The organism is Ruegeria sp. AM9 (assembly GCF_056540565.1).
In genome coordinates this window covers 1-1056 of record NZ_JBQFWY010000039.1, presented here as the reverse complement: position 1 = coordinate 1056, position 1056 = coordinate 1, and the positions used below count along the sequence as shown (strand labels likewise).

General features: G+C 50.7%; 1 protein-coding gene. It reads left to right on the top strand.

Annotated elements, in window-relative coordinates; all coding sequences use genetic code 11:
• On the top strand, positions 1–1056 hold a 1056-nt coding region (locus ACR0DO_RS19460), incomplete at both ends, for a right-handed parallel beta-helix repeat-containing protein (protein ID WP_480561091.1).

Sequence of the window (1056 nt, the reverse complement as noted above, 5' to 3'; positions counted from 1 at the left end):
CCCTTGCAGGGGGGGCACCGGGGGCAGGAATAGATATTATTGATACTGCGACCAATCAGTCGCCTCTGTTTTTCCTGGGGGAGGCCAATACTGTCGTTGATCTAACGGTCACCCACAGCAAAACCCCGAATACAGGATACGAGGGCCTAAGTCCCAAGTCCGGCGTCGACTATCATCAAACGCAAGGCAAGTTCGTTGTGGAGGGTGACGGCGTCAGCGTTCTCAACAGCTCTTTTGAAGGCAATGTCACAATTTTTATAGACGTTCGGGAAGCCGACAATCTTCTTATCGAAGATACCAAATTTGATGGCGGCTTTATGCAGGTGCGCTTTTTGGGAGACGTTAAAAACCCCACTGTGCACAATTCCCTGTTTCAAAACTCTTTGGGGGACGGCATTAAAACCGTTGTGGCGTCGGGTGCGAGGCATACATCGAACGCAACCATCTCGGAATCCGTCTTTCTTAATAATAACAGAGACGGCATTGACACCACCGGAGGATTTAGGGACTCCGTCGTCACAGACAGCTATTTTGTCCGGAACTGGTCAGGCATAGATATCAAGGACATCTATGATTCCAGCGACGATTTCGCCTTCGGCGGACCTACAAACCAAAATATCCTGATCAAAAATTCGGAATTCATCGATCAGAGCACTACCTCAATCATCGTCTCGACACTGGATCGAACCAGTAATCAGGTTCTGAACGAGAACAACGCCACGAAATGGGTTTCGCAAAATATTCGCCTGGAAAATTCCGTAGTCGAGAACACGGATTCCGGCAGCACGGACAGGGTTTTCCTTGTTAAATCCGGCTATGATGTCCACTGGAGCGGCGTGAAGCTTTTGGGGAAGGTCAGTCTTTCCAAGACGTCAAACACAGGTTTTTACGCCCCTGAAGATGTAAACGGCACTGGCGTCACAAAAGGCAGCGCCCGGCCAAGCCAAAGTGACTCCTATTACAAGAACCTGGCTGGACCAGATTGGTCGGACGTTACATACCCAACTGATGGCACCACTGTTGATCCGGACCCTGTCGCGCCGCCGGACCCAGGTG